Annotated in this window: 1 protein-coding gene; it reads left to right on the top strand. The window is 76.5% G+C overall.

Annotated features, from left to right (window positions below):
* On the top strand, nt 1-217 hold a 217-nt coding region (locus PA598K_RS09725; protein WP_148091925.1), incomplete at both ends, for an SNF2 helicase-associated domain-containing protein.

The raw sequence follows: 217 nt of genomic DNA on the forward strand, positions 1-217 counted from the left end.
GGCCACTTGCCGGTCGCCTGGAGCGAGGCGGTCCGCAGCCGCTCGGCCAGCTGGCTGGAGCGGCTGCGCGCCTGTCTGCCGCCCGAGCGGCTGACGCGCGGCGACGATGTGCTGGGCGCGCCGCTCGACGACGGGGCGGCGTGGCAGTTCCTTCATGCGGACAGCCGCCAGCTCCTCGAGGCCGGCTGGCAGGTGCTGCTGCCGGCCTGGTGGGAGG

Origin of the sequence: Paenibacillus sp. 598K, assembly GCF_003851045.1 — a bacterium.
Taxonomy (GTDB): Bacteria; Bacillota; Bacilli; order Paenibacillales; family Paenibacillaceae; genus Paenibacillus_D.